Below are 20,594 nucleotides of genomic sequence, written 5' to 3'. Positions count from 1 at the left end.
AATGAGCCTACGACCCGGCTGCGGCTCATTTTCTACAGGGTATGATCATAAGACGATTCTTTCACGCTGAAGCAGAACCGACTGGAAGTCGGTGGGTTGGAACCAGGGCGTGGATACTCAAAATACTCCGGCCAATCACCCATCGTTGGTTTGCGTAGGACTAGCCGTTCAGTTTCCAGAGTTGGTGTCGAGGTCACAGCTCGTGGCTTTCACATAGCAAGCGATTTGTAATGTACCAATCTATCAGGGCGATAATCAGACGTCTTCGTCCGGATAGGGCAAGTCTTCGAGTGACATATTGAGATAATCCGGATCCGGTGTATTGTGAAATCTCACGGCTAGAGCGCCGTCCTTGAAATCTGAATCGAGAGGATTCCCATACGTTGTGATCTGTGATTCACCATATTTGGAGGTGGATCATGGGCAAATCACTATCATTGGATCTTCGCGAACGGGTTCTCGCATTCATTGAAGAAGGTCACTCTTGTCACGAGGCGGCGCGTCGGTTCCGGATTTCAGCTGCAAGCGCGGTGCGGATCCGGCAGCGTTACCGGCAACTCGGCACGGTTGCACCGGGCAGGCGCGTGCGTCCTTTAGGGAGCAGGGGGCTCGAACGCTTCGGCGGTTTCCTGAAGGCCCGGATCGAGCAGAGGCCGGACATGACGATGCCAGAACTGGCCGAGGCCCTATGGCAGTCGCATGGGATGCGGGCCGCACCGGCGGAGCTGTCGCGTTTTGTCCGGCACCGACTGGGCTTCACATATAAAAAATCCCTGATTGCGACGGAACGGCGGCGCAAGCGGGTGCGGGCCGCGCGTTTCGAGTGGCAGTACCGGCGGATGCCGAGGATGCGCCTTGAGCCGCACCGGCTGGTCTTTATTGATGAAACAGCTGTCACGACCAAGATGACACGGCTGCGCGGGCTCGCGCCGTGCGGTGCACGACTGGAGGCCGACGCGCCCTTTGGTCACTGGCGCACGCAAACCTTCATTGCCGGTCTGCGTGTTGATGAACTGACCGCGCCTTGGCTCTTGGACGGCCCGATGAACCGTGCCACCTTCGACGCCTATGTCGAAACCCAGCTTGCCCCTGTGCTGCTCCCTGGCGACGTGGTGATTGCCGACAACCTGTCTTCTCACAAATCGGCCCATGCGCAAGAGGTTCTGAAATCACAAGGCAACTGGCTGCTCTTTCTGCCGCCATACAGCCCGGACCTGAACCCGATTGAAATGGCGTTCTCCAAGCTCAAAGCCCATCTCAGACGTTTGGCCGTGCGAACCTTCGAAGCTCTGACAAACGCCGTCGGAGATATCTGCGATCTATACCCGGATCACGAATGCACAGCCTACTTCAACGCTGCAAAATACGTTGCAGAATAAGTGTCCGAGGCTCTAGAGCCTCCTATTAAAAACGCTCAGCTGTCACAATTTATCTGACGACGGACACCACCGGACAGCACAGAGAATGATCTCACGCCGAAAGCGATGATGTTTGAACGGTGACTGGCGCGGCATGGTGAACCTCAAAAGTCAAAACCTGGCCGACAACAAGAGTTAATGCAACAGTTCCTTCAGGACAGCCCAGAAACTCATTGTAAAACCAGGGGGACCCCTCAATACCCCAACGCGCACCCGTCCTTGCGTGTGTCAGATCCCGCCAGTAGCACACCGTTTGTGTCACGTATAATCGCCTGTCCACCCCCAAGCGGTATCTCGCGGCGTTTGATCTGATGTCCTCGTGCAGCCAGATCGGCAATGACGTCTTCGCCCAGGCCCTGTTCAACCTCCAGTTCGCCATTGATGGCAAAACTGCGCGGCAGGTCAAGCGCTTCTTGCGGGTCCATCTCAAGATCGCAAAGCGCGGATACGAACGCCCCATGCCCTGCAGCCTGATAGTGCCCGCCCATCACTCCAAACGGGGCATAACCGCCGTGTTTCAGCCGCAACATACCCGGAATGATCGTATGCAACGGTCGTTTGCGCGGACCGATTGCATTGGGGTGCCCTTCGATCAGGCGGAAAGAGGAACCACGCGAATGCAGCAAAACGCCAGTCACTGGCTCTAAATGGCCAGATCCAAACCCGTGAAAAATAGAGTTGATGAAAGAGATCGCATTTCCCTCGGAATCAACGACACACAGATAGACCGTGTCCTTGTGCTCTGGTTCGGTCCACAGCGTCGGCTGGATGGTGCGCGCCAGATCAATACGTCCGGCAAGTATCTTAGAGGTGTTTGGCGACAACAGATTCCGCACAAGATCGCAGCATTTCACCGGATCGGCCAGTAGCGCGTCGCGGTGGTAGTAGGCAAGTTTGGTTGCCTCCGCGTGCAGGTGATGCCGGTCGGCCAAAGACAGTTCCTTGCCCATGTCGAAATGCGATAAGATGTTGAGGATCAAAAGCGCCGCCACCCCTTGACCATTCGGCGGGCATTCCAAAATATCGACGCCTCTGTATTGTGTTTCGATCGGTGTAACATAATTGGCTGCGGTTTCACCATGGGCAAAGTCATCCAGGGTATGTAACCCGCCCAGATCATTCAGGTAACTGACAAGCCGTTGCGCCACCTCGCCTTGATAAAATGCCTGTGCGCCCGATTGTGCGATTTCGCGCAGGCGCTGGCCCAGTTTCGGCTGGACATGACGTTGGCCGGCTTCGGGTGTCTTTCCCTCGGTTAAAAAGACTTCTTCTGCGCCGCTGCTGTTCGCCAGCAAAGATGTTTCCAGTGTCCAATCTTGCGCTACGCGTCGCGTTATCGGATAGCCGTTTTCGGCATAATCAATCGCGCGGGTAAAAATCTGCGCCAAGGGAAGGTGTCCATAATCGCTATGCAGCCGGCACCAAGCCGACACTGCGCCCGGTACAGTCACGGCATGAGGGCTAGTCTGGGATATCTCGCTGACGCCCTGCTCGGAGAACCAGCCAACCGAAGCAGCCTTGGGCGCAAAACCCGATCCGTTCAGCGCGACAACAGGTTTTCCTACCGGGGCATAAAGGACAAAACAGTCGCCTCCGATGCCGGTCATGTGGGCCTCGACAACGCATTGTACGACGACAGCCGCAAGAGCTGCATCCACGGCATTACCGCCCTGTGTCAGAACCTCCAACCCTGCCTGTGTGGCCAAATGATGTGACGTGGCGACCGCAGCGTCGCGGGCCATAGTCACCGGGCGGGTGTTAGAGAAGAAGTCATACATTCGTGATGCACCCATATAAAAGGTTAACGCATGAAGGCTATTACTGCCGGGTACAGATTTTATCTTTCGACGCTTTTTTGATAGCTTGCTTTCCAAAGCAGCAGCAAGGTTTTTTATCTGTCGCTTCAGATTTATAAGGTGCTCTTAGATGAGTCAGAGCCTCCATTGCTCAAACCGCTCTCATGTCCCATTTTATTTGACGACAGACATAATATAACAGTCCCCAAAAACATCCTCCTGAAAAGGATGAATCACAAGTCAGCCAAGATGTGAATTCCATGACTCAAGTTTTGCGCTCGAACCTAGAATCTGATTTCAAGACGCAAATTTCCGCCATACGCTTCGTAGTCGTTTGCACCGATTCCATCGTAGTACCCACCTACAACAAAAGTCGTGCCATTTCTGTTGTTATGATTAAAACCCAGATCTAACCTGGCACGACCACCCTCAAATTCCGTCGTAACGTCAATCACACTGGAATCGCTGCTAACTTTGGACCAGATACCTGTTACTCCAGCAGTCAATTCGGACTTACCGCGAGAGGCGTTCAGTGGAACAGAAACATCTATGCCAAATTCGACATTTGTCAAATCAATACTCTGCTTCGGAATGAGATTGTCGAGGCTATCAGTGTAGGAATCTTGCCTTTCGGACAATTGGGACACATCAAAATGAGGCAAATAACTAATTCCAGGCCCTTTAATCTCCCCAGTGACACGAACCTGAGCCAGCCAACGCTCAGTGTCAAATTCATCTGTGTAGGTCCCAAATGGCGAAATTTCATTACTGGTTCGACCGTAAAGCAGGCGTCCTTCAAAGTACAGCGGTTGGGCTGCGTGACGGGCGACCACATACGGTCCGAATAACCAGCCGGAACCATCAACTTCCGATGCGCTATTCTGGTCGCGAGCATCGTCAACTTGCAGCATGGCTCCGACCAAGAAGTTGCTCGAAATTCTCTTGTGGGCACCAATAGTTCCCAGCACGTAGTGGCTTTCTGTAGATCCACTCTCCGAACGGGAACCTGTCAATTCAAACCAAATCGGGAAATCCGGATTCGTCGCGAGATCTACAGACTGCAACTCTCGAGTAACAGTCGCATTGAAGTGACCCGTGCCTGCAGTCAAGAATCTCGTCAGTCGAGGTTGTGATGCAATGAGACTATTCGCTCGATTATACAAAAATTCCCCTATTAGACGGGAAGTATCTTCTACAACTGGATTTGTGGCCGCCAGTGTGTTCGACGCTGTAGTTAGGTTGCCCGCCAAGTCTTGGGCGGCCCCAGCCGGGATATTGACGCTGACCTGTGCACCACCAGTCGGGGATAAACTAAATGTGTACGTGCGTGCATCAATTTGAGTGAAACCGCTGAGTGCTATATTCATCAAGTTAACGTCTGAGGCCTCAAATCCTACAACATCCTCGCTGAAACGGGCAGTAACGGTCTGCGTTGTGGTAACTGGACTAGTCAGCCCAGACAAAACAACACTTGGTATCGAACTATCGAAACTAGTGCTTACTTGCGGCGCTGCAATGCTGTTCTGACTTGCGCTGTTTTGAGCTGCACCAGCAGGGACATCGATCGTGACCGTACCCGCTGTTATTGGTGTAATTGTTGCCGTGTATACAGCACCTCCACCAGCAAAGTTGGAAGCAACACCATTTCCGATCAGAATGTCCGATAGGTCAAAACCGGTCACAGCTTCATCAAAGGCGAACGTTGCCGTGAACGGACCGCTAATGGAACTTGGCACCCTGGAAATAGCAATTTCCGGCGACACGCTGACAAAGGCGGTGGACGCAGATAAAGTTGAAGGGATTAAACCATCTGCTGGCCTGTCGAATGACAGGCTTTGCGATACCACCCTACCTGCGATATCAGTGTAATTTACTGAACAGTTGATAGATTGGGCACCCCCAGGGTAAAGCGACAAAAAGCTACTTCCCAGAACAGTCGTCGCCGGAGAGCCCGAGCAACCAATTGCAGTTGAGTTCGGAGGCACGACGGAGCCGCCGTCGAACATCTGGAACGACACTAGAGTCTGGGTGATCGTTGTTCCAGAAACCCTGTAGCCCAGAAAAATTTTGTATCCAGAAACAGGGTCTGGCGTAGAGGTCCCGACTGCGCATGTTGCGGATGAAGTATCGACTGCAATACTTGTATTCAAACTAAAAGAAGTCCCTGGGCAACTTACACTGCTTGTCAGAGCTTGCGACGGCCCGCTCGAAAGTACAATGACAATTACGGTCGCTAATACTTGAAGAAAGAATCTCATGTTAAACATGGATGGATTAGTAAGCTGGTAGAACATGAACACTCTTTCCGATTTCAACTTTTTGCGGTCCTGCCGTCGCCAAAGTCGTAAACCGAGCTGGCCAAGTTCACAAATCTCTCTAACAGGGCGTCCAAATTTTTGGCAAACTGTATCCAACCAATCACAATGGGACTGTTGCATTAATCGCATTGTATCGCATGCGGGCCGGGGCATTGCCAGTGATCATGCAGCGTCTTGGAATAGCTGGCGAATAAACGCGATCTCGCCTAGGACACCTGGTTGTTTGTAATGGATGTGGCCGCGTTTGATGGATCGGATCGTTTCTAGTCCGCTCAGGGCTGCTTTGGCGGTTTGCAAGGACCGGAAGCTCTGCCGATATCCAAGGAGCCGCTTCATAGCAGCGTGATCACTTTCGATCCGGTTGTTGCGCTATTTGCGGTCGATGTGACGTATTGTAGATATGTACGGACTCCCGGGACACTTCCTGTAAATTCCCTGATTTGGGATGGAGGAAATATTCATGACGAACGAAGAACGCGACATTCAACGCAAACTTAAAGTGCTCCAACCCGCCGAGAAGATCGGCAATGCCCGTAAAGCCTGCAGGTATTTTGGGATCGGCAGGTCCAGTTTTTATGGATGGCGTGATGCATACCAAAAGCATGGTGAAGCTGGCTTGAAGAACGCCAAATCAATCCCCAAGAATCCTGCCAATCAAACACCAGCTGAGATCGTCGAGAAGGTTCTGTATCTGCGCCGCAAGTACCACCTCGGGCCAATCAGGATCGTCTGGTATTTGGCGCGCTATCACGGCATCAGGATCTCAGATGCCGGGGTCTACCGCATTCTCAAGCGCAACGGCCTTACCCTATAAGTACAACGCTCATACCTGTGCATGGCTTTCCGTAGAATGGTTGAGAATACGTCGCTCTACAAAGGCAGACTTGCTGACCATCCCACTAGGATCACGCGGCAACCAAACTGAGATTCAATCGGCAGGGGGCTGAGAATATGCAGTTGCCAGTCTTCTTGTAGATCTGGGCCACTTTGGTCTGGCCTATTAAATGTATTCCGTAGGCTGTCGCCTCTCTGCCATTGCGAACGACAACTCCTAATTACCCGAAACCGGTATTTCGAGCCAGATTACTGGGCTGAAACCGTGCGAGATTGCAGTTGCGTACTTTGGTGCCAGTAACATCGATTTCGGTTAAAGTGACTGTGCAGAGGTAACGACATGATGCAGTCAATTACGATTCCGCTGACATCCGGGCATGGGCGGCATGTACAGGCCCGGTTTGACGATGTGGCTGGTTCCGAATTAGCGGTGATCTTGCCGGGACTCCGCTACGGATGTGAGCGTCCTCTACTCAGTGGTATCACAGGGATATTTCAAGATCGCGGATGCGATATTGCCCGTTTGATTTTCGGCTATTCGGGCGACACAAGATTTCTCGACGCAGATGATGATACACAGTTCGCTCAGATCGCAACTGACGGCTGCGACATTATTGGAAACCTTGTGGGTTTCAAACACTATCAACGTGTCTGGATTATTGGAAAATCGCTTGGAACTGTTTCGATGGGAGCGGCACTCTCCGAGCGAACCTTTCAAACCGACTGCGTACGCGCGGTTTGGTTGACACTCAGTTTGATTGGAACACCACTACTAGGCCAGCTTCTTGCGCAAAACCATACATCTATTGTTGTCATTGCTACCCAGGACCCATCATTCAGGCCAGAATTGATTGATCCGCTTGAGGCAGCGCCAAACGTCGTTGTTCGCCCTATCCAGGGTGCCAACCACGGGTTTGAGCACTCGGGCGGTGCCGATGCTTCGAATGAGGTGGTATCTGAGGCTGTGCAAGCCGTCGCAACCTGGGTGCACAGACAGGCCGAATGATAGTTCTGTACGTGGCTATAGCTTTCCCTCGCCGCTCTATGCCTGACGCGTACGGATGTTCGCCACTGGCAGAGTTGACCACCAAATGGGTCAAGTCGGATTTATTTCTTGACCAGTTGGTAAAAAACACTGTTACTGTATGCCAACACTGGGGGGCTAAAAATGAATCAACCAACACATATTACTCGTCGTCTTTTGACAACTGCCGCTGCATCTTCGCTTTTGCTTGGCACGCTAGGAGTTAATCAGGCCATTGCGGCCGAACCGATCAAAACAGCGGGCATCTATACAGTTCCGGTCGAGCAACAATGGGTGAGCCGCATTCATAAAGCAGCGCTGACGGCCCAAGATCGCGGCGATATTTCTTACTCGTTTTCTGAGAACGTTAGTAACACCGACTATGCCCGGGTCCTTCGAGAATATGCGGAAGCCGGGAACAAGTTGATTATCGGTGAAGTCTTTGGCGCAGAACAAGAAGCGCGCGAAGTTGCCGCTGAATATCCCGACATCGCGTTTCTTATGGGCTCAAGCTTTAAAGAAGATCCAGCGCTGCCAAATTTTGCGGTGTTTGATAACTATATCCAAGATGCCTCTTATCTGTCGGGCATCATTGCGGGTGCGATGACAAAATCCGGAAATATCGGCATGGTCGGCGGGTTCCCGATCCCGGAGGTTAATCGTCTTATGCATGCCTTCATGGCAGGCGCATCTGAAATGAACCCCGGCATCAAGTTTCAGGTTAGTTTCATTGGAAGCTGGTTTGATCCACCCAAGGCGAAGGAGACTGCATTCGCGATGATCGAAAACGGCGCTGATGTGCTTTATGCAGAGCGTTTTGGCGTGTCTGATGCCGCCAAGGAAAAAGGCACTTTGGCAATCGGCAACGTGATCGACACACAAGCTGAATATCCCGACACAGTAGTCGCCTCGGCTATTTGGCACTTTGAGCCAACCTTGGATAAGGCCATCGAGGAAGTGCAAGCTAGCAGCTTTATGGCTGCGGATTACGGAGTGTATTCGTTCTTGAACCAAGGTGGGACATCGCTTGCTCCGCTGGGAACGTTCGAAGGAAAAGTACCTGAAGCGGCAATGGAGCTGGTTGCAGCTCGCGAGGCCGAGATAAAGTCAGGGGCCTTTAATGTGATCATTAACGACGACGAACCAAAGTCGTCTGAGTAATGCATGCATGAGAAGCCGGTAGAGGCGCTTCGCCTCAACGCCATCACCAAGCGATTTGGAGAGTTGACCGCAAATGACGCGGTGGGCTTCTCTGTGAATGAAGGTGAAGTTGTCGCTCTGCTTGGCGAAAACGGGGCGGGCAAGACAACCCTTATGAACATTCTGTTCGGTCAGTACACAGCTGACGCCGGAACAGTAGAAGTGTTTGGAAATGCTTTGCCCCCCGGAAATTCGAGGGCAGCGTTGGATTCTGGGGTTGGAATGGTGCATCAGCACTTTACCTTGGCCGATAATCTGACAGTTCAGGACAATATTACGCTCGGTGTCAGATCTCTTCTCAGTCCAAGTTTGAATAAGGCCGCAGAGCGAGTTCGGATTGTTGAGTTGTCCGAGAAATTTCACTTGGTTGTGTCCCCGGACGTTCGAGTTGGCAGCCTTAGTGTGGGCGAACGTCAGCGCGTTGAAATCCTTAAGGCGCTCTATCGTGATGTGCGCATCTTAATTCTGGATGAACCGACGGCGGTGCTTACTCCGCAAGAAACTGATGATCTTTTCGCCACGCTTAGACAAGCAATCGCGAGTGGGCTTTCGATCATTTTCATCTCGCACAAACTGCACGAAGTGATGGCGATTGCCGACCGTGTTGTGGTGCTTAGACATGGCAAGCTAACTGGGTCGGCGGACACGAAAGATACCGACAAGCACGCTTTGGCCGCAATGATGATGGGAATCGAGGCAACACCACCTGATGTATCGCCATCCAATCCCGGTCCAGCGCGGCTGGAACTTAAAAAAGTCTCGACGCCTAGTATCGGTAGCACACCGGGCTTGAAGTCCGTGTCGCTTGCGCTGAGGGCGGGTCAGATTATTGGTTTGGCTGGTGTTTCGGGCAATGGACAGTCAGCGATCGCAGATGTTGTTGGAGGGTTGCACCACCCCAAAGACGGCCAAGTCCTGCTGGACAACCAGCCCGTTCAAAGGTGGACCCCGCGAGATGCTGTTCAAGGCGGCATTGCGCGCATTCCCGAGGACCGGCACAAAATCGGTACGATCTCTGACTTTGATCTGACAGAAAACGCGATCTTGGAGCGTTACAGCAGCAAGCCGTTTAGCAAACGTGGCTGGCTTAACTGGCGAAACTCACGCAAGTTCGCTGATGGAATAATAGACAAATACGATGTGCGTTGCCCCGGTGCAGGCACAGCAATTCGTCTGCTGTCCGGTGGCAACATGCAAAAGCTGATCCTTGGCCGCGTGTTGGAAGCCAATCCACAGATTATTTTGGCCAACCAACCCGTGCGGGGGCTTGATATCGGAGCAGTCAACTATGTGCATAGCCAATTGCTAGAGGCGCGGGATCGCGGAGCAGCGTTGTTGCTGATTTCGGAAGACTTGGACGAGATCATGTCGTTGGCAGACGTGATTCATGTGATCGCTGATGGCAGATTGTCACCGGGTTTTGGCCGAGGTGAGATGACACCCGCGGAGCTCGGGATTTGGATGGCTGGTCAAGGGTTTGAGCACGAGGCATCACATGCGTCTTGAACCAATCAAAAACCCGTCTGTTGTTCGTAAGTTGTTGCCGCCTGCGATCGCTTTGATCGCAACTGTGGTCATTGCCTCTTTGTTGGCCATGATTGCTGGTGCAAATCCGTTTTCTGTGTTCGGGTTGATCCTAAGCGGGGCATTTGGCTCGAAGTTTGCCATTCTTGAGACCTTGAATCGAGCGACCCCTTTGATTTTTACAGGCCTTGCCGTTGCGGTCGCGTTTCGCGCCAAGTTTTGGAACATCGGTGCGGAGGCGCAGCTTTACGCGGGCGCGCTTATCACTGTTTTGCTGGGTACGGGCCAACTACAGTGGCCCGGCTTCTTGCTATTGCCCACAATTGCCTTGTTGGCGATCCTCGCCGGAGCGGTTTTGTTGCTGATCCCAGCATTGCTCAAAACGCGTTTTGGCGTTGATGAAGTCGTCACAACGTTGCTGTTCAACTTCATATTCCTTCTCTTTATCTCGATGCTGTTAGAGGGGCCCATAAAGGATCCCATGGGCATGGGTTGGCCGAAGTCAGCGCGTGTTATTCCTGAGGTGCGCCTGCCGCGCATAGTTGAGGATCTACGCCTACACTGGGGCTTTGGGATAGCGATCCTTTCAGCTTTGGTTGTGTGGGTTGTTCAAGCCCGCAGCACACTTGGCTATGAGATGCGCGCGGTTGGATTGAACAAGGAAGCCGCAGGTTTTGCTGGTATCCCTGTAAAGCGCGTGTTGGTTAAAACAGCGCTTCTGTCCGGCGGCCTTGCAGCACTTGCTGGGTTTTCAGAAGTTGCGGGGCTGAAGGGCAGCCTGACGCTCGATCTGTCTCCGGGCTTTGGCTACACCGGTATCATCGTTGCGATGCTTGCCTTGCTTAATCCGCTTGGTGTGATCATTGCCGCGCTCTTCGTTGCGGGCATCTTTGTGGGGGCAGATAGCATGAGCCGGGCCGCAGATGTGCCGACTTATCTGGCTGATATTATGCTTGCAACGGCTCTTCTTCTTATGGTTTTGGCGATCATGCTGACCAAATTTCGCGTGGTAAGGGACTAAGAATGGAGATCCTTGATATCCTATTCACCGCAAGCTTTTGGGCCGCTGCAATACGGATTGCCAGCCCGCTGATCTTTGCCACGCTTGGTGAATTGGTTTGTGAACGCGCAGGTGTGTTGAACTTAGGGATCGAGGGCATAATGGTCGTCGGCGCATTCGCGGGCTGGATGGCGGTTTATTCTGGAATGGGGCTTTGGTCTGGCGTGTGCATCGCGATGTTGGCCGGGATGCTGTTCGGGTTCGTCCATAGTGTACTTACAGTGCCGTTTGGCTTGTCACAGCACGTTGTTGGTCTTGGCATCACGCTGTTGGCGACGTCCTCGACCTACTACGCTTACCGTGTTGCATTGCCGGAAGTCACCCGCCCGCCAAAAATCGAAGCGTTCCAATCCTTCGAGATACCGGTTTTATCAGATATCCCGTTGCTTGGCCCGGCGCTGTTTTCGCAAACGCCATTTACCTATCTGGCATTTGCTATGGTGCTGTTGGTGTCGTTGGTTCTTTACCGCACGCCACTTGGCCTTGCCATTCGTGCTGCCGGCGAAAACCCGGCCGCAGTCGAGGCGCAAGGTTTGTCAGTCAACGCGATCCGTATGGGCGCAGTTACTTTTGGCAGTGGCTTGATGGCAATGGGCGGGGCTTTCTTGACCATGTCTGCGTTTGACAGCTTCTTCTTCGAAATGGTTAATGGCCGAGGGTGGATTTGTATTGCTCTTGTTGTTTTCGGTTCGTGGAGACCGGGCAAAGCACTGCTGGGGGCGGTTTTATTTGCCGCCTTTGATGCGCTACAAATTCGAGTGCAGCAAACTAGTTTCGGTTCTGAAATTCCCTATCAGGTCTTCTTGATGATGCCCTACATCCTTTCCATACTCGCGCTAATAGTGATGTCGCGCCGTGCTGAAGTCCCCGCGGCCTTGATGGTTCCATTCAATAAAGGAGAACGCTGATGTTTGATCTTATCGTCAAAAGCGGTGTTTTGCCGGATGGGCGTGTATTGGATATCGGCATCAAAGGCGATCGCATCTCTGCAATCGAACAACTCGGCGATGCGGAAACGAAAGACACTATCGATGCAACAGGCGACCTTATCAGCCCGCCCTTTGTCGATCCGCATTTTCACATGGATGCGACATTGTCTTACGGATTGCCCCGCGTAAACGCGTCTGGGACACTTCTTGAAGGGATCGGGCTTTGGGGTGAGCTTAGGCAGGTCATGACACAAGATGACGTTGTGAACCGTGCTCTGGACTATTGTGACTGGGCGGCAAGCATGGGGCTTTTGGCGATCCGCAGCCATGTTGATACTTGCGATGATCGCTTATTGGGTGTCGAAGCTCTGCTTGACGTCCGAGAGCAGGTTAAGGACTATATCGACTTACAGCTTGTTGCCTTTCCACAAGACGGATTCTATCGCGATCCAACAGCTCGCGAGAACACCATCCGGGCTTTGGACATGGGTGTTGATGTGGTCGGGGGCATCCCACATTTCGAACGTACGATGGCTGACGGAACAGCGTCGGTGAAAGAGCTGTGCCAGATTGCTGCTGATCGGGGTTTGCAAGTTGACATGCATTGTGACGAAACCGACGATCCGCTCTCCCGGCATATCGAAACCTTAGCCAGCGAGACGCAGCGTTTGGGTCTGAATGGTCGTGTCGCGGGGTCACACCTGACCTCTATGCATTCGATGGACAACTACTATGTCTCCAAACTGCTGCCAATGATCGCAGAAGCAGAGATAAACGTGATCCCTAACCCTCTGATCAATATCGTTTTGCAGGGTCGCCACGACACATATCCAAAACGACGAGGACTAACACGCGTCAAAGAACTGCTGGCAATGGGCATCAACGTTGGTTGGGGGCAAGACTGTGTGCTTGACCCTTGGTATTCCTTCGGCACGGCTGACATGCTTGATGTCGCCTTTATGGGGCTGCATGTGGCGCAGATGACCAGCCCAGATGAGATGCGAACGTGCTTTGATATGGTGACAACAAACAACGCCAAAACGATGGGGCTAACCGATTACGGCCTTCACGTCGGTGCTAAGGCGTCGTTGTTGGTTCTTGATGCGTCGGACACCATCGAAGCACTCAGGCTGCGTGCGACCCGGCTGTGTGTCATCGCGAATGGGCGTGTGATCAGCCAAACACCACGAGCGGATGCGACCATGTCTCTTGATGGTCGCCCGACGAAAATCCGTAGACGGCACTGTATTTGCTGATCCACTCCTCGGTTCTTGCACCAAATCGATATCGATTGCGGGATCGGATACAGGACAGCCTGCAATCCTTAGTTGGTGGCATGGTAGCCAGACAAACCACGATTGGTTGTTCATGGTCGACGGGACGCAGGGGTAAGGCATTCCCGACCTTCGCTGCACGGCGCATGAACTGGTAAGGAGCGGGACGAAGTTAGACGCGAATAATTCGGGCCGAAAATCGCGATGATTGCAGGTCGAGCCGATTATGTTTGCAGGTCACAACACATATCACCATGCGGATCACTGTGATGCAGCAATATGTCAAAGGCCTGGCCCACCATAACGAGGAGGATGGCGAGAAGCTGGCCAGGTTGCTTCGCCAGATCAAAGGCTTCCTGTGGCATGGGAATTTGCATGACGGCCAATTGGTGATCGAAGATCTCGTCGTCGATCTCGACGAGGTTGAGACAGATTACGCCAGCATCAAGGCCCTGCGCAAAACCGCTGCCGAGTTCGAAACTTACATTGTTAACAACAAGGATATGATGCCGAACGGCGGTGATACGGCGAGCGCGTCTCTACCGGCATTGTCGAGAGCACCGTCAACACGGTCGTTGGAAAGCGCTTTGGCAAGAAACAGCAGATGCGTAAGCGTCCGGCCTCACTGGTCTGACGCGTCATAGAGTGTGTTGATAGTGTCCGCCAATGATAGTGGACATCTTGAGGGCAGATATGGCGGGTAAGAAGGGTCAAAAGAAGCGGTTCTGGTCGGATGAGGAGAAGGTGTCGATCTGCGCGCAGACATGCGCGCCGGGGGTATCAGTAGCGCGGGTCGCGCGGCGATATGCGATGAACGCCAACCTGATCCACAAATGGTTGCGTGATCCTGTCCGTCGTCAGATAAATTGGGACATCAGAGCGGCTTTATCGCGGCCGAAGTAGACGTCGGCCGGTGTGACGTTGTTCAGGCTCTCGTGGTATCGCTGGTTGTTGTATGTCTGACGTCAGCGCTTTTGGGACAGAATTGAGGTTTTCGTAAGGGAGGATTTCTGGTTCATCGTAACCTTCATGGAGTGAAGATGAACAAGAAATCCGGAAGCAGCAATGCGTGGCCGACCTGACGCTTGAGAACCGGCTTCTCAAAAAAAGCATGACAGGGGTTGGGGAGGATCAGGAATGAGATATCTGTTACCCGGCAGGGCATTGCGCAGCAATGTCCCGGCAGGGCCGCATCAGAGAAGCTTGAAATCATCCGCACGGTCGAGGGGTCCCATCTGCCGACCAAGCAGACCCTCGACATGCTGGGCATTCCACGCACCACATTCTACCGCTGGTATGATTTATATCTCGAAGGCGGCTTTGACCGGCTGGCTGACAAATCTCCGTGCCCCAAATCCGTCTGGAACCGCATCCCTGACGATCGTCGTGACGATCTCATCGTGTTTGCGCTGGAACACGAGGCGCTGAGCACGCGCGAACTGGCTGTCAAATAGGGGTCGTGTGTGGGTACTCAATCGATTAGTGCAACAGTCCCCTTCAGAGAAGCTTGTCAGTAGTCCATCTGGAAGTTCGCCCCCATGGTGACGTTTCCGTCCGCATTGAGGCCCGCGTCACCGCTCAGGGTACTTCGACCAAGCTGACGGCTGGCTCTTGCAGTAAGAGACCCGAGGAAGTGATCACTGCCCCATTCGCCATTAAGCCCGAGTGAGTATGTCAGATCGCTGTCTTCATCGGTACTTTCAACTCCGATGGACCCGCCAAACCCGCAGACACCGTCGAGGCTGCCTAAGGACTGATAGCAGGAGATGCGCGGGTTGAACCAGATATTCGCTGTGTCGTTCCAAATCAATTGATCGGTTCGTATCTCTGCAAAGATACGTCCGCCAGAGATGGCATCTAGGTCGAGATCACCGGCTTCTGACAATACACCGATCTGGGCCAGAACGTCTACATCTGCGCCAGGGGTATAGACATAGTCAAATCCGACACGAGGTGTGAGTGTGGTCTCGCCAAATTTTAGCTCGCCGGAAAGCGCAGCCCCCGCAAACCCTGCAACATAACGATAGTCGCCGGTAGCGGTGATCGTGCCAATGCTGCGGTCGAAGGCGAGATCGAACTCATGCCGACCAGTCGCCGCGCCCAGATAGTAGTCGAGGAACAATTCTTGATGCAGGCGGTTGGCTCCGTAGATACCGGCATTCACACCCAGACCACGAACTTCACCAGTGGCTCTACTTGAGACGTCTGACTGTGACGCGTAGAGACCGACAAAATACCCAAAGACACTGTCGCTGCCTCGGTACTGCTCACGACGGTAAGACAGGTTGATCGCTGTCTGTGTCTGCCCCTGATTGGTATCAGAGAAGCTCAGCGACCCTTCAAAGACTTCACGGCGGTCAGTGATACAGTCGTGCTCATTTCTCAGGAAATGGCCGTCGGCATTTGCACCATCATCATTGGCGTGTGCATCGAAGGCCCGCACGAGACTGAAGCTTTCTTCACAAGGTCCGTGATAGTCGTCCTCGTCAGTCAGGGCACGAAACTCCACACGACGGTTATGCGCTTTCCCCGCCTCTGTCGCATTGCTTGCAATGGGCTGACGTTTGCCATAACCGCGCGCAACATACCCAGTGGTATCGACATCACGCGCCGTCAGAGCACGAAGAACAGCTTCGGCGCGGCGTTGGCTCAGATCAAGATTGTAGGCATCAGAGGCATCACTGTCCGTGTGACCGGAAATCTCAAAAGCACTCCTGGGACAGCCGCCAAGAAGGAGCGCAATGTCATCAAGCGTACGCTCACTTTCAGGCCTGATGAGTGCGCTGTCTACGTTGAACAATATGTTTTCTTGTTCGAGGAGTGCGTTCACTCTCGCAAGACAGCTATCGCGATTGCGAAGACGATCTAGTGCATCGGCTGAGTAGCCGCTGATCTGATTACTTTGCATCGTCAATGTGTTGGTCAGATCTTCCTCAAGGATCTCTTCGAGATCTTCCTCGATCCGTGAGATCAGTTCGAGCGGTGTTATCTCGATTACGACCGTTGCCTTATCGCAGTTGGTCGGGTTGAGGGCTTCGCAGATCTCATAAGTGTAATTGTACACGCCACCTGTTGTGCCGGGCAGAACAGTCACTATGCCCGTTGCCGGATCGAGTGTGATACCACCCGCTGCTGGCATCACATCCAGACCAAGCGTGGTTGTTCCGTCCTGCGCGGTGCCGGAATTGTTGACCGTGACGTCCGTTCCAATGGTCGGGTTTGCCACGCCGCCGAGCAAGTCATTGGCGATGATATTTGGAATTGTCCCACCGACCGCACCATCGGCACCGGGTAGCGTATCATCATTAGCGATGATTGGGTTTGATCCGAAACTTGTGGTGGTGGTCTCATCATTGCCAACACCCGGCCCAGGCGTTCCTGTGCCGTTGCCATCGGCGGGGTTGGAGCTGTCAGAGAGATCGCTGACGGTTGTACCACCGGGTGTGTCGCCGCTGGCGGTGGCCTGGTTGTCAACACTGTCTGCGGCGACATCGGCTGCGATCAGCGTGTAGGTGGCCTTGTATGTCCAGCTTTCGCCGACTGACAGGATGCCGTCACCGCCAGTGTCACTGACAGCGACCAGTGCAGGTGTTGGCATTGTGCCCGCACCGGTGAAGCCGGTCTCGGTCAGCGTTACGGTGTCGAGGCCGAGGTCGCCTTCATTGGAGACAGTGTAGGTATAGGTGATGGTCTCACCGACCTGGCCGTTGCCATCGGCGACAACCTCGTCATTGAAGACCGAGCCTTTGACGACGCCGATGCCGGGAATCAACCACTCAATCACCGCCAAACCATTCCCGCCAGCACCAGGGGTTGTTCGACCTTGACCAATGCCACTCACATAGTCGTTATCACTCGTGTTTGGGGGGGATTCTGTTCCATTAGGTGACCCCAGGATGACGCTACTGATCGCGCTTGATGCGACAAATCCACTTCCCCCCAAAGCGCCGGCAATATCGGCACGACACGGTGTTCCCGATCCGTCAATAAACGTTGCGGTATAGGTCGAAGCACTGGGAGCTCTTCCACCGCCGCTGAAGCCGCCACCGCCCGCACCAAAATGTGCCGAAGAAAAAATGGTTGCCGCCGGGCCGGTCGCACACAAACTACCGTTTGGAAAGAAGACATCTGTCGAACCGCGCATTGTTGGCTGGCCTCCTGAGCCTGCCGTGTTGCCATTACCTGCAAATGTTCCTGTGCCGGAGCTGCTATGTTCTACTCCCGCGCCTCCGCCTGCAACGGCAAGGGCTCGGGCCTGATCCGTTACGGTTACCGGCCCGGTTCCAGTGAAAACGCCACTAAGCCCGCCACCCTGATCGTGACCAGAGCCGGAACCAAATCCGTATGCTGCCGGCCCACCGCCGCCCGCTCCCGCAATGTATCCAGCTTCAGTTTGAAACTCATCAGGACGACCACCTATGTTCCCGCCATAGCCAACCACTACTGAAAAACTGGTGCCACCAGATACGACATTGTGGTCAAATTCTGCGGCAGTGTATCCTCCTGCCCCCGAGGGTTGTGTCGTGGTTATTATTTCATGACCACCCGCCGCGCCCCAAAGTTTAAGTCTAAGGCCCTCTGCATCTGCCGGAGCAGTTACAACTTGATCACTGCCGGTTGCATTTAATATTTCAATGGGTCCAGAAAATGCTATTTGTGCAACAAATGGCAATAGTACAGAGGCAACAATTGACGGCCTTCGGAGACCTCTAAGCAGTCTTCTCTGTTGACGGTGTTTTGCTGGTAACCAGTTCTCTGTACACTGCTGCTTCATTTGATCGGAGCTCTTTGCGGCTTTTTCAATATTGCATCAAAAACGGAAACATAGCGGTGTTGTTGCACAATAACTGTATGATTTTCTAAATAGATGTAAAAACACAACATTAGTATTGGGTCTGTCCCAACAAAGGTACGTAATGCGACATAGGGCTATGCCAGATCTCTGATGGGCTCCGTTGCAAAAACTTACTTTGCTCCTTCGACTGGGCTGAGATATCGGTAGATGGTGGCCTTTGAGAGGCTGAATTCGGCCATCAGGTCAGAGGTGGTCCTAGATTTCCGACCAGTTTGCAGCCTTGTTAAGATGGATCAGGGTTTCATTTAGGCTGCTAATTTCATTGGCTCTGTTTTGCTGTCATAGGCCTCATCTGGCGTCAATATGCCGTGGGTCGAATGGGGGCGTTCAGGTAGACGCATTCGTATTTCAGTGATCGCCATTGCCGCTCAATCATCCGGTTGTCGCGCCACGCACCTTTGCCGTCCATGCTGATCTTGATCTTTGCGTTGATCAGCACGTCGATCCACGCGCCGCTGGTGAACTGGCTGCCCTGGTCGCTGTTGAAGGTTTCTGGCGTACCGTGCTTGGCGAGCGCTTCTTTCAAAGCCTCCACTCAGAAGTCGGCGTCCATAATGTTTGACAGCCGCCAGGCCAGCACCTTGCGGCTGTACCAGTCCATGATCGCCACAAGATAAAGGAAGCCCCGCCGCATAGGAATGTAGGTAATGTCTGCGCACCAGACTTGGTTAGGACGATCAATCACCACATTTCTCAGCAAGTACGGCTAGATCTTATGCTGTGGATGCTTCTTGCTCGTGTTGGGGTCGAGTGCAGCTCAGTGCAGAAAACCACTATAAGGACTTTTGTCTTTTAACATCAACTATTTAACCAGCTCATATTTTATGAATCTCTCGGAATGCCCAGTGGAAATTATCTATACTTTTCAGTGGCTTATTTTCTTAACGTGCTATTTAGCACTGAGCCGCACTCGACCCCAGTCCCCCCAATCAGATGCCAGAAATGCCCGAATATCTTCTGCGCGCGCCATCGCATCTGCTTTACCAAGCTCAATCAAATCCCCGATATAACGGGGATCAAACAACAGATAGCTTGCCATGCGTCCTTCGTCACGTTCGAATCCGAAACGCCCCAGAAGCGTCCGAAGGGTGGAAGGGCACCGGTGCATATGCCGGATCACGATCCTCCGCAGGTCTGTTGAGGGTGACAGGATCATTGGATCAATGACTTTGAGGGAGGTCTTCTGGCGCTCCTGCCAAGACATCAGGGACAATATCTCGTTGATGCGACACAGACGTTCCAGATCTGCATCCAAATTGTCATTGAACACAATATCAACCATATGGCCAGCTAGGTTGCCTATGGTAGGTAATGAAGTTTCTACATTCGGTGACGGTGGCTGGAGCAAACGATCTCGGGTGCTGATGACGAGAATACGGTCCGCACCGGCGTGAATGGCCGGAGAAAGCGGCGCCGTCTGACGCAGCGCGCCGTCCCCGTAGAAACGACCCGCGATATTGGTAGGGGCGAATGCAAAAGGCAGTGCTGCGGAAGCCAACAAATGTTTGGCAGTAATTTCCGCGCGCAGACCATAGCGTCTGGCTCGGGTCCATTCTGCGATCCCCTCGTCCCCCTGAAAAAAAGTGACAGCCTTCCCTTCCTCATAACTGGTCGCCGTGACACACAGAGCATGGAGCGCACTGCAGCGCAGAGCCCGGTCAATCTGCCTAGGATGAAACTCATGTCCCAACAACTGTGCCAAAGGGGTGGCGTCCAAAAGGGAGGCCGGGGCATTCAGGCCCACGCGACCAAAAACCAAAGCGCCCGCCCAGCGAGCCGCTGTCTTCAACATGTGCGATCCGCGAACATCATAAATGTCGTCACAGGTAAGTGAGCGCCAGAGGGTTTCGAGATACCGTACACCTTTCTGAAAATCCATCGCAGCGGCTGCAACTGACGCAGCAGTGATTGCTCCGACGGAGACCCCACACACAAGTTGAAACGGGATTTGTTGCGACCCAGCAATATCGGCGATCGCCCGCAATACGCCAATCTGATATGCACCCCGGGCACCGCCGCCCTGTAAGACGACTGCAACCCGAGAGGATCTATCTTGTCCTAACAGCATGGTGCCTCTGTTTATGGGACTGTTGCATTAATCGCATTGTATCGCATGCGGGCCGGGGTATTGCCAGTGATCATGCAGCGTCTTGGAATAGCTGGCGAATAAACGCGATCTCGCCTAGGACACCTGGTTGTTTGTAATGGATGTGGCCGCGTTTGACGGATCGGATCGTTTCTAGAGCGCCGTCCTTGAAATCTGAATCGGTGGGATTCCGACGATGCGGATTTTGTGATTCACCATATTTGGAGGTGGATCATGGGCAAATCGCTATCACTGGATATTCGGGAGCGTGTCGTC

The 20,594-nt window shown here is 53.2% G+C and carries 13 protein-coding genes and 6 pseudogenes; 12 read left to right on the top strand and 7 right to left on the bottom strand.

Features of this window, described 5'->3' with window-relative positions; translation table 11 throughout:
- Window positions 1–419: 419 nt before the first annotated feature.
- Window positions 420–1,379 (top strand): IS630 family transposase, encoded by a 960-nt coding sequence (locus V6N04_RS18205; RefSeq protein ID WP_371171612.1) that lies wholly within the window; start codon window positions 420–422, stop codon window positions 1,377–1,379.
- 233 nt (window positions 1,380–1,612) lie between these two features.
- Here V6N04_RS18205 and V6N04_RS18200 read toward each other — a convergent pair whose 3' ends face one another.
- The 3 genes and pseudogenes from V6N04_RS18200 to V6N04_RS18190 all read right to left on the bottom strand — a co-directional run.
- Complete coding sequence (locus V6N04_RS18200; RefSeq protein ID WP_371171611.1) at window positions 1,613–3,196, bottom strand: gamma-glutamyltransferase family protein; 1,584 nt, start codon at window positions 3,194–3,196, stop codon at window positions 1,613–1,615.
- A 302-nt stretch (window positions 3,197–3,498) separates the two neighbouring features.
- A complete protein-coding gene (locus tag V6N04_RS18195; RefSeq protein ID WP_371171610.1) occupies window positions 3,499–5,508 on the bottom strand; it encodes an Ig-like domain-containing protein in 2,010 nt (669 codons plus the stop codon).
- Window positions 5,509–5,694: 186 nt separating this feature from the next.
- Window positions 5,695–5,940 (bottom strand): annotated as a pseudogene (locus V6N04_RS18190) (DDE-type integrase/transposase/recombinase); the annotation flags it as partial.
- Between the two features lie 52 nt (window positions 5,941–5,992).
- Between V6N04_RS18190 and V6N04_RS18185 the strand changes: the two are divergent.
- The 10 genes and pseudogenes from V6N04_RS18185 to V6N04_RS18140 form a co-directional block, all read left to right on the top strand.
- A pseudogene (locus V6N04_RS18185) lies at window positions 5,993–6,337 on the top strand (helix-turn-helix domain-containing protein); the annotation flags it as partial.
- A 369-nt stretch (window positions 6,338–6,706) separates the two neighbouring features.
- Window positions 6,707–7,372: a hypothetical protein gene (locus V6N04_RS18180; protein WP_371171609.1), complete on the top strand. Its 666-nt coding sequence runs from the start codon at window positions 6,707–6,709 to the stop codon at window positions 7,370–7,372.
- A gap of 162 nt (window positions 7,373–7,534) precedes the next feature.
- A complete protein-coding gene (locus V6N04_RS18175) occupies window positions 7,535–8,551 on the top strand; it encodes a BMP family protein (protein ID WP_371171608.1) in 1,017 nt (338 codons plus the stop codon).
- 3 nt (window positions 8,552–8,554) lie between these two features.
- Window positions 8,555–10,096, top strand: a complete 1,542-nt coding sequence (locus V6N04_RS18170) for an ABC transporter ATP-binding protein (RefSeq protein ID WP_371171607.1) — start codon at window positions 8,555–8,557, stop codon at window positions 10,094–10,096.
- Entirely contained in the window at window positions 10,086–11,135 is a 1,050-nt protein-coding gene (locus V6N04_RS18165) for an ABC transporter permease (RefSeq protein ID WP_371171606.1), read from the top strand. Before V6N04_RS18170 ends, V6N04_RS18165 begins: the two co-directional genes overlap by 11 nt.
- 2 nt (window positions 11,136–11,137) lie before the next feature.
- The gene (locus V6N04_RS18160) at window positions 11,138–12,082 is read left to right on the top strand and encodes an ABC transporter permease (protein WP_371171605.1); all 945 of its coding nucleotides are present in this window, start codon (window positions 11,138–11,140) and stop codon (window positions 12,080–12,082) included.
- The gene (locus V6N04_RS18155) at window positions 12,082–13,359 is read left to right on the top strand and encodes an amidohydrolase family protein (RefSeq protein ID WP_371171604.1); all 1,278 of its coding nucleotides are present in this window, start codon (window positions 12,082–12,084) and stop codon (window positions 13,357–13,359) included. Before V6N04_RS18160 ends, V6N04_RS18155 begins: the two co-directional genes overlap by 1 nt.
- A 263-nt stretch (window positions 13,360–13,622) precedes the next feature.
- Window positions 13,623–13,987 (top strand): annotated as a pseudogene (locus V6N04_RS18150) (ISKra4 family transposase); the annotation flags it as partial.
- Window positions 13,988–14,043: 56 nt separating this feature from the next.
- Window positions 14,044–14,280: a transposase gene (locus V6N04_RS18145; RefSeq protein WP_371171603.1), complete on the top strand. Its 237-nt coding sequence runs from the start codon at window positions 14,044–14,046 to the stop codon at window positions 14,278–14,280.
- Window positions 14,281–14,437: 157 nt separating this feature from the next.
- A pseudogene (locus V6N04_RS18140) lies at window positions 14,438–14,828 on the top strand (helix-turn-helix domain-containing protein); the annotation flags it as partial.
- A 59-nt stretch (window positions 14,829–14,887) separates the two neighbouring features.
- Here V6N04_RS18140 and V6N04_RS18135 read toward each other — a convergent pair.
- Entirely contained in the window at window positions 14,888–17,161 is a 2,274-nt protein-coding gene (locus tag V6N04_RS18135; protein ID WP_371171602.1) for a DUF7507 domain-containing protein, read from the bottom strand.
- 426 nt (window positions 17,162–17,587) lie between these two features.
- On the opposite strand from V6N04_RS18135, the gene V6N04_RS18130 reads away from it, so the two are divergent.
- Window positions 17,588–17,824: a hypothetical protein gene (locus V6N04_RS18130; RefSeq protein ID WP_371171601.1), complete on the top strand. Its 237-nt coding sequence runs from the start codon at window positions 17,588–17,590 to the stop codon at window positions 17,822–17,824.
- 730 nt (window positions 17,825–18,554) lie between these two features.
- Here the strand turns inward: V6N04_RS18130 and V6N04_RS18125 are convergent.
- From V6N04_RS18125 to V6N04_RS19045, 3 genes and pseudogenes are all read right to left on the bottom strand, one after another.
- Window positions 18,555–18,977, bottom strand: a pseudogene (locus V6N04_RS18125) (DDE-type integrase/transposase/recombinase); the annotation flags it as partial.
- Window positions 18,978–19,121: 144 nt separating this feature from the next.
- Complete coding sequence (locus tag V6N04_RS18120; protein ID WP_371171600.1) at window positions 19,122–20,300, bottom strand: patatin-like phospholipase family protein; 1,179 nt, start codon at window positions 20,298–20,300, stop codon at window positions 19,122–19,124.
- Window positions 20,301–20,370: 70 nt separating this feature from the next.
- Window positions 20,371–20,475: pseudogene (locus V6N04_RS19045) on the bottom strand (IS6 family transposase); the annotation flags it as partial.
- Window positions 20,476–20,594 lie beyond the last annotated feature (119 nt).

Origin of the sequence: Aliiroseovarius conchicola, assembly GCF_041403445.1 — a bacterium.
GTDB classification, from domain to species: domain Bacteria; phylum Pseudomonadota; class Alphaproteobacteria; order Rhodobacterales; family Rhodobacteraceae; genus Aliiroseovarius; species Aliiroseovarius conchicola.
Note: the sequence above shows the minus strand (reverse complement) of the source record. Positions and strands in the feature narration are given on the sequence as shown.

Coding starts and splice junctions, on each gene's coding strand:
- V6N04_RS18120 (WP_371171600.1), bottom strand. CDS start 20,300: ATGCTGTTAGGACAAGATAGATCCTCTCGGGTTGCAGTCGTCTTACAG.
- V6N04_RS18160 (WP_371171605.1), top strand. CDS start 11,138: ATGGAGATCCTTGATATCCTATTCACCGCAAGCTTTTGGGCCGCTGCA.
- V6N04_RS18165 (WP_371171606.1), top strand. CDS start 10,086: ATGCGTCTTGAACCAATCAAAAACCCGTCTGTTGTTCGTAAGTTGTTG.
- V6N04_RS18175 (WP_371171608.1), top strand. CDS start 7,535: ATGAATCAACCAACACATATTACTCGTCGTCTTTTGACAACTGCCGCT.
- V6N04_RS18205 (WP_371171612.1), top strand. CDS start 420: ATGGGCAAATCACTATCATTGGATCTTCGCGAACGGGTTCTCGCATTC.
- V6N04_RS18130 (WP_371171601.1), top strand. CDS start 17,588: ATGTTCTACTCCCGCGCCTCCGCCTGCAACGGCAAGGGCTCGGGCCTG.
- V6N04_RS18200 (WP_371171611.1), bottom strand. CDS start 3,196: ATGTATGACTTCTTCTCTAACACCCGCCCGGTGACTATGGCCCGCGAC.
- V6N04_RS18155 (WP_371171604.1), top strand. CDS start 12,082: ATGTTTGATCTTATCGTCAAAAGCGGTGTTTTGCCGGATGGGCGTGTA.
- V6N04_RS18170 (WP_371171607.1), top strand. CDS start 8,555: ATGCATGAGAAGCCGGTAGAGGCGCTTCGCCTCAACGCCATCACCAAG.
- V6N04_RS18180 (WP_371171609.1), top strand. CDS start 6,707: ATGATGCAGTCAATTACGATTCCGCTGACATCCGGGCATGGGCGGCAT.
- V6N04_RS18145 (WP_371171603.1), top strand. CDS start 14,044: ATGATAGTGGACATCTTGAGGGCAGATATGGCGGGTAAGAAGGGTCAA.
- V6N04_RS18195 (WP_371171610.1), bottom strand. CDS start 5,508: ATGTTCTACCAGCTTACTAATCCATCCATGTTTAACATGAGATTCTTT.